The sequence below is a fragment of the Candidatus Methylobacter oryzae genome (assembly GCF_003994235.2).
GTDB lineage: Bacteria > Pseudomonadota > Gammaproteobacteria > Methylococcales > Methylomonadaceae > Methylobacter_A > Methylobacter_A oryzae.
Map to the genome: position 1 here is coordinate 25199 of NZ_RYFG02000082.1, position 6733 is coordinate 31931.

General features: G+C 48.4%; 8 protein-coding genes. 3 read left to right on the forward strand and 5 right to left on the reverse strand.

All coding sequences use genetic code 11. The features are described from left to right. Positions 1-15: 15 nt before the first annotated feature. The 5 genes from EKO24_RS08735 to EKO24_RS08755 all read right to left on the reverse strand — a co-directional run bounded on the left by EKO24_RS08735 (position 16) and on the right by EKO24_RS08755 (position 5058). Positions 16-1053, reverse strand: a complete 1038-nt coding sequence (locus EKO24_RS08735; RefSeq protein WP_127030123.1) for an ATP-grasp domain-containing protein — start codon at positions 1051-1053, stop codon at positions 16-18. A 6-nt stretch (positions 1054-1059) separates the two neighbouring features. Then, positions 1060-1656 carry a TerD family protein gene (locus tag EKO24_RS08740; protein ID WP_127030124.1) on the reverse strand — a complete coding sequence of 199 codons (597 nt, stop codon included), beginning with the start codon at positions 1654-1656 and terminating at the stop codon, positions 1060-1062. A 304-nt stretch (positions 1657-1960) separates the two neighbouring features. Continuing rightward, positions 1961-2536 (reverse strand): TerD family protein, encoded by a 576-nt coding sequence (locus EKO24_RS08745; RefSeq protein WP_127030125.1) that lies wholly within the window; start codon positions 2534-2536, stop codon positions 1961-1963. A 62-nt stretch (positions 2537-2598) separates the two neighbouring features. After that, on the reverse strand, positions 2599-3174 hold the full coding sequence (locus EKO24_RS08750; protein ID WP_127030126.1) for a TerD family protein: 576 nt from the start codon (positions 3172-3174) through the stop codon (positions 2599-2601). A 495-nt stretch (positions 3175-3669) separates the two neighbouring features. Continuing rightward, the gene (locus tag EKO24_RS08755; protein ID WP_127030127.1) at positions 3670-5058 is read right to left on the reverse strand and encodes an integron integrase; all 1389 of its coding nucleotides are present in this window, start codon (positions 5056-5058) and stop codon (positions 3670-3672) included. A gap of 156 nt (positions 5059-5214) precedes the next feature. Between EKO24_RS08755 and EKO24_RS08760 the strand changes: the two genes are divergently transcribed. From EKO24_RS08760 to EKO24_RS08770, 3 genes are all read left to right on the forward strand, one after another. Further along, positions 5215-5433, forward strand: coding sequence for a hypothetical protein (locus EKO24_RS08760; RefSeq protein ID WP_127030128.1), 219 nt, complete (start codon positions 5215-5217; stop codon positions 5431-5433). Between the two features lie 187 nt (positions 5434-5620). Beyond that, positions 5621-6031 carry a FosX/FosE/FosI family fosfomycin resistance hydrolase gene (gene fosX / locus EKO24_RS08765; RefSeq protein WP_127030129.1) on the forward strand — a complete coding sequence of 137 codons (411 nt, stop codon included), beginning with the start codon at positions 5621-5623 and terminating at the stop codon, positions 6029-6031. A gap of 63 nt (positions 6032-6094) precedes the next feature. Beyond that, the gene (locus tag EKO24_RS08770) at positions 6095-6646 is read left to right on the forward strand and encodes a GNAT family N-acetyltransferase (RefSeq protein WP_127030130.1); all 552 of its coding nucleotides are present in this window, start codon (positions 6095-6097) and stop codon (positions 6644-6646) included. The last annotated feature ends 87 nt before the right edge of the window (positions 6647-6733 follow it).

Sequence of the window (6733 nt, forward strand, 5' to 3'; positions counted from 1 at the left end):
GACTATGGCTCTCTATCAATTTGTTACTGACAACAAATCGTTTCCGATTATGACCGGCGTATTGATCTCGTTCACCCTAAGCCCGTAACGAATAGCCGGCGTTTGAAATCCTTTGCCTCTAATGCTTCGCAAAGCGATCTGCGCCAGGTTGGCGCCGGCCAGGCAAGCCATGCCGAAACCGCCCGACGGACGCGGATTGACTTCCAATAAACGCACGCCGTGCGCGCCTTCCTTAAACTGGATGTTGAACAAGCCGTTAAGCCGGTAGCGCGCGGTTAACCGTGTCACCATGCCGTCAATATCGGCATTGTTATCGATCATTTGCCCACCGCCCGGCAACTGAGATTTTTTACGCTGCACCGCGCACAGCAATTCGCCGTGCCGCCCGGCGCAATCGACGCTCCATTCCGGACCGCCCAGATGCTCCATGACCAGCAAGGTCGCAAATTCCGGCGTGTTAGTCATACCCTGCCGCAACTCCTGATGCGGGACTTGGTATTCAACGCCTTTAAGGATTTGAGTAATGCTGTCGCGCTCCGTATCCAGAACTCGAAATCCTAAGCCGAACACCGAAACCGCCGGCTTAACGCATAATTTTTGATGCTTTACCGATAACTGAGACACGGCGGAATCGAATGCTTCACTGTCACTGACGGCAATAAAATCCATCGTTTGCGCAACGCTTGCACTCAAGTCGGCATAAAAATCGGCCTTGTTATGCAATAACGCCAAGGTATCGAAATCGGCAACCGACAGCACCTGCACGCCAATCGACTGAAAAAACTCATGATGCTTACTGATCAGCACCGCTTCCTTGCCGGGCCAAAACAACTGGATATTGTGCTGCCGGCAAAAATCCACGCACCATTCAAGATACTCTTGTTCAACAAGATCGGCAGGCTCAAGGTAACTCTCGTCCGCGGCCAGAAAGGCGGAAGCGTGGGGGTGGGTGTGAGTGCAAATCAGCGTGATTTCGCCAGCCGGAACCGACTGGCGAAGATTTCTAAATACGGATTGTATGGTAGAAAATGTAAGATTAAACCAAATTCTCATTGATGCCTACAGATGGATGATAATTTGCGGCAACAACGCATCGATGGTTCGGCCGACTCCGTTTTCGCCTATCGCATGCATTTTCCATTCGCCATTATGGCGATACACTTTTGCCATAATTTGCGCGGTATGGGAGCCTTGCGAACTCAAGGTATAACGGGCAACTTCGGAATCATTCGCGCTGTCGATAATGCGGCAGTACGCATTTTCAACTTGATCGAAAGTCTGGCCGGAAAATGAATTAACGGTAAATACCAGCGATTTAACATTGGCCGGCACTTTATCCAGATCAACCTTGATCTGTTCGTCGTCGCCGTCACCGACGCCGGAACGGTTGTCGCCGGTATGCACAACGCTGCCGTCCTTGCTTTTCAGCTGACCGAAATAAATGATGTCGACAACCTTGTTGTTATCGTCGAACATCACGCAAGAAGCGTCCAAATCAATCGAGTCGCCGCTTCCGCCGCCGCCAAACAAACTTTTCAACTTGCCGACAGGAGCTGCTTTAGCATCCCATCCCAGCCCCATGACGACCTTGCTCAGTGCGCCGCCGGATTCTTTGGACAACGAAATTTTTTGCCCTTTTTGTAAATTAATAGCCATAGATATTACCTCGATAGATGATTTGTTGTAGTGAGTGTTAACGTCCCCTTAATGACCGGCAAATCTACAAAAGGCTTAAAACGCTATCACCACGAACGACTGCATGGATGCAGGAGGTAGAGCAATGCAGGAGCAATTGCCGAGGCACGAAAGACACGAAGAAAAAACTTCGCGTCCTTCGTGCCTTCGTGGCGAATAAAATATTTTAATTACTGCTTTACCGGCTATTACGCACTTAACCGATTTTGCCCTGACTGCGGAGTTAATGGTGAAGTTACGGTATTGGTTCAAACAATCTGGGCAATTAAACGTTAACCCCAAAAGAAGCGGCTAAAGGCCCAAGCCCACCGGCAAAACCTTGGCCGACGGCTTTAAACTTCCAGTCTGCCCCGACCCGGTAGATTTCACCGAAAATCATCGCAGTCTCGATTGAGGCGTCTTCGCTTAAATCGTAACGGGCAATTTCCGCACCGCCCTCTTCATTAACAATGCGAATATAAGCATGGCTGACTTGGCCGAAGTTCTGTTTACGCGCTTCGGCTTCATGAATCGTTACAGCGAACACGATTTTGTCCAAATCGCCCGGCACCTTCGATAATTCAACCTTGACGGTTTCATCGTCGCCGTCGCCTGCGCCGGTGGTGTTGTCGCCCAAGTGCTGAACCGCGCCGTCGCCGACCACCTTGTTGTTATAAAAACAAAAATCGCTATCCGAACGGACCTTGCCGTCCATCTTGACCAAAAAAGCGCTGGCGTCCAAATCGAACGCCGCGCCATCGGTCGCCCGGGCGTCCCAGCCTAATCCGACTACGATTTTATTCAAGCCCGGTGCTTCTTTGCTTAAGTTAACATTACCGCCTTTGGTAAGTGATACAGCCATGATTCTCTCCTGATTATTATCGATATTTTTAGTGAATTGTCGTTATGAGTGGAGTGTTGCCGCTAGACGTTAATTCCGTATTGACGGGCCAGGGCAGCCAATCCCCCCGCATAGCCTTGACCTACGGCTTTAAATTTCCATTCCGTGCCGTGTTTGTAGATTTCGCCGAAAATCATTGCCGTTTCAATAGATGCGTCTTCGCTTAAATCGTATCTGGCGACTTCGGTATTCGAGTCCTTATTAACTACCCGGACATAAGCTTTCGATACCTGGCCGAAATTTTGTTTGCGCGCTTCCGCTTCATGGATAGTGACGGTAAAAACGACGCGCTGAATATCGGCCGGTATTTTGTCGAGCAGCACAATAACCGCTTCATCGTCACCGTCACCGGCCCCGGTGCGGTTATCGCCGGTATGCTCAACCGAACCGCAAGTGGATTTGGTCTGGTTGTAGAAAATAAAATCGCTGTCGGACCTGACCTTACCGTCTTCTTTAACCATAAACGCACTGGCATCCAGGTCAAAATCCGCGCCGTCGGTAGGCCTTGCATCCCAGCCAAGACCGACAATCAGGTTTTTGAGGGTCGGGTCAGTCTTGGACAGACTGATGTTGCCGCCTTTAGTGAGTGAAACAGCCATAAATCAATCTCCTCGTAGGGTTCAGAAGCTTAATGGACACGCAACCAAAAGCCTTTTAAAACCGTTTGCTACGACGAAAAAGAGTATTAAAAAACTAATGATTTACCGGTTAATGCGCCGCTCTTCCGGGCAGGCGCCAAACGCCATGATAACCGCTAATAAATCGCTTGCATAGTGACAGATATTTACCGTATGAACGAGTGAAAGACGGCGGCGAATGTTGAATATTAATTGATCGTACGCCTATCCAACGGTAAGACGTGGTCTGCGAAAAATAGAACTCCTGCTTCTACGTAACCTACAGGAATGTGAGAAATGCAGGAAAATGATTGGATCAAATTTGTAAAGTCTCAAACTTGATCCGGCAACTTTCAAGCATTAGTTTTGATTAAACCTGACATTGACAGCTTCTTTTCGGCCATTATCGGCCGTAGAAGAATCTTTGATCACTGACTGCAAACTGGCTCATTCAGCCAAAACTTGGCATCACTTAATTTATAAATCCAAAGGACTTTTAGCGTCTTTAATCGTCACACTGGGTACTGTATGAGTGTAGATCATCGTTGTTTTCAAATCGCTGTGACCAAGCAACTCCTGAATGGTACGAACATCGACATTGGCCTGTAAAAGATGACTGGCGAAGCTGTGCCGAAACGTATGCGCCGACGCGCGTTTGGCGATGCGGCTTTTGCGCACGGCTGATTTAATTGCTCGTTGCACGTGTGTTTCGTGCAAATGCCAACGCCGGTAGTCTTCACTGCCCGGCACCAAAGTAAGCGATTTGGCGGGGAACAACCATTGCCAAGCAAATTCCTTGGCGGCATTTTTATATTTGACATCCAGCGCACTGGGTAAAAACACCCCGGCAGTGTTCGCCGCCAAATCCTGCTCATGTAAGATCGCCACTTGCTCTACTTGGGCGGCAAGTTCGGCAGTCAACGTTGATGGCATCGGCAAGGTGCGGTCTTTCAGGCCTTTGCCGTCATGCACCGTCAATACTTGCATATCGAAATTCAAATCCTGTACTCGTAATTTCAGGCATTCGAACAGGCGCAAGCCGCAGCCGTACAATAGTTTGGCGATCAAATCATAAGGCGGTTCCAGCAATCCGATAACCCGATCCACTTCAGGGCGCGACAATACTACCGGAATATATGGCCGCCGTTTGGCCCGCACCACGCCTTCAACCTTGCCGAACTCCTTTTGCAACACATTCTTGAATAAAAAAAGTAGCGCATTGAACGCTTGGTTCTGGCTTGACGCGGCGACCTGTTTATTCACGGCGAGATGACTCAAAAAGCCTTTGACATCGTTCATACTCAACAAGCCGGCATCCTTGCTTTTGGTAAAAGTTTGAAATTGCTGTAGCCAATAGCGGTAGGCTTGCCAAGTTTTGTTCGAATAATGGCGTACCTTGATGGCATTTTTCAGTTGCTCATAAATAGCTTCCCAGTTGGCCCCCGTCAATTTCTTCGGTTCAGTCGCAACGGCAGACAACGGGATTGCGTGTTTTGCTGCTGGTAAATCGGCCTGTTTGGAAGACGCCTGATTTGGCGTGCCTGACACCACCAATGGCGAAGGATTTTTAGCGGATGAATTGCCGGAGGTAGCTTGCGAGAATTTAATGACGCCAATTGTTCGGTAATAAATGGCAATAGACCGGCGAGCTTGTTGTCTTTGTGTATCGGATTGTCCTTTGCTTTTTAATTTTTCATCAAACCCGGCAAAGTTAGCGGTAAGTTTCGGGTCCAACGTGTACTTTGCGCAAAAATCCAGATAAAACCTAAGCCACTTATGAAAATCGCGGCGTTGCTGATCCGGAATATTGCGCTGACCAAGCTGTGCTTCGAACGCCTGACTGAGGGATGCGGTAACGATCAACATAACAACCTCCAATTTCACCTATTGACGCAGTTTGGATGATATACGGAAGGGAAAAATCCTTGCAGTTCACAAATTTATTGTTGCGGCATAGGTTTGGTGGTAGATATACTGTTAACAGCTTAATAACTTGTTAGGCTTTATTAGGGAACCACAGATATGAATAAGAGTAAACTTGAATTGATTGAGATTGCAAAGTGCGGTGTCAATTTGGTTGTTGATGGATCGGCATTTTCAAAGCTTGAGCTAATTGAAATTGTGAAATCCATCCAAGAAGGTTGCGCTATCGAAATAACAAACTGCAAATCAAAGTCAAAACTCGAATTAAAGGAAATTGCGAATTGCATAAAAGCAATTGGGAGAATCACATTTAGTTAAGAACGCTAATGATTTCCTGTCTTTTTGAGTTTTATTGGAGCTTGAGTCCGTCCACGATGTTGAAGTTTTTCAATCCGAGATTTCCCGTGCCGAGTCCTAACATGGCGCTCAACCGGAGCGCGGCTATAATGCGGTTTTGTTTTTTCAGCTTTCCGGGCCGCGCCCGGTTAGCTTTACGTTAGCGCCCATGGAAGGCATCAGCCACGTCACCTTCATCGTTAAAGACCTCGAGCGCATGGCCATCTTTATGTGCCAGGGGCTGGGGGCGCGCGAGGTCTATGACAGTGCCGGCCAAAACCACTCACTGTCCCGGGAAAAGTTCTTTCTTCTTGGTGGTGTTTGGATCGCGGCCATGGAGGGTGAGGCACCAGCCCAACGCTCCTATCAGCATGTTGCCTTTTCGGTGAATGAGGCTGATCTCCCTAGGTACCGCGCTAATCTTCAGGCGCTCGGCGTGGAGATTCGACCTCCTCGGAGCCGCGTCGAAGGAGAGGGCCAGTCCCTCTACTTCTACGATTTCGACAACCACTTATTTGAGCTGCACACTGGCACCCTAGAACAGCGCTTGGCGCGGTACAGCTCGCTGGCTGGGCGCTAACAATTCATTCAAGCCGAAGCCGTTTCACGGCTTGGCTTAATTCAGGCGTTAGGCACACATAACATGACTATTCATCTAGGCACACCTTATGATCTCGATACCGTGATGCGGCTAAAGGGAGCTTGTGTATTGCGAATGCAGCAGATGAATATTGATCAATGGGATGAAGCTTATCCAAATCGAATTTCTTTTGAAGAAGACATCAACCAGGGAAATTTGTACCTCTATTCCCTTGATGATTTGCTAATAGCCTGCGCGGTACTCAACGAAAATCAAGATTCTGAGTATCAGGAAGTGAATTGGGCATATCACGCTGAAAACATCGCTGTCATTCATAGACTCATGGTACATCCCGAATACTGGGGGAAAGGTATCGCATCAAAACTTATGTCCTCCATTGAAAATATAGCCGTTTCGATGGGCTACTCCATCATAAGGCTTGATGCTTTCTTAAAAAATCCCTCAGCTATATCGCTTTATACCAAGCTCGGGTATCGTCACGCTGGAAAAGTGGCATTTCGTAAGGGGCAATTTATGTGTTTTGAGAAACGAATCGATGGGGTCAGTGCCGTTGATTTTGAAAAGCATGGGATCACAGTCATGCATTCAGCCTAATCGGGTAGCCGAGGGTTTCTAACCCTCAGCCCCCACAACACCCTGCATGCGGGTCCGCACAGGGCGTTTCACTTGGAATGGTGAAGC

What these genes read in the sequence shown, in the direction of transcription:
- EKO24_RS08735 (WP_127030123.1), bottom strand. Translation starts at nt 1,053, where the DNA reads ATGAGAATTTGGTTTAATCTTACATTTTCTACCATACAATCCGTATTT.
- EKO24_RS08760 (WP_127030128.1), top strand. Translation starts at nt 5,215, where the DNA reads ATGAATAAGAGTAAACTTGAATTGATTGAGATTGCAAAGTGCGGTGTC.
- EKO24_RS08740 (WP_127030124.1), bottom strand. Translation starts at nt 1,656, where the DNA reads ATGGCTATTAATTTACAAAAAGGGCAAAAAATTTCGTTGTCCAAAGAA.
- EKO24_RS08745 (WP_127030125.1), bottom strand. Translation starts at nt 2,536, where the DNA reads ATGGCTGTATCACTTACCAAAGGCGGTAATGTTAACTTAAGCAAAGAA.
- EKO24_RS08750 (WP_127030126.1), bottom strand. Translation starts at nt 3,174, where the DNA reads ATGGCTGTTTCACTCACTAAAGGCGGCAACATCAGTCTGTCCAAGACT.
- EKO24_RS08755 (WP_127030127.1), bottom strand. Translation starts at nt 5,058, where the DNA reads ATGTTGATCGTTACCGCATCCCTCAGTCAGGCGTTCGAAGCACAGCTT.
- fosX (WP_127030129.1), top strand. Translation starts at nt 5,621, where the DNA reads ATGGAAGGCATCAGCCACGTCACCTTCATCGTTAAAGACCTCGAGCGC.
- EKO24_RS08770 (WP_127030130.1), top strand. Translation starts at nt 6,095, where the DNA reads ATGACTATTCATCTAGGCACACCTTATGATCTCGATACCGTGATGCGG.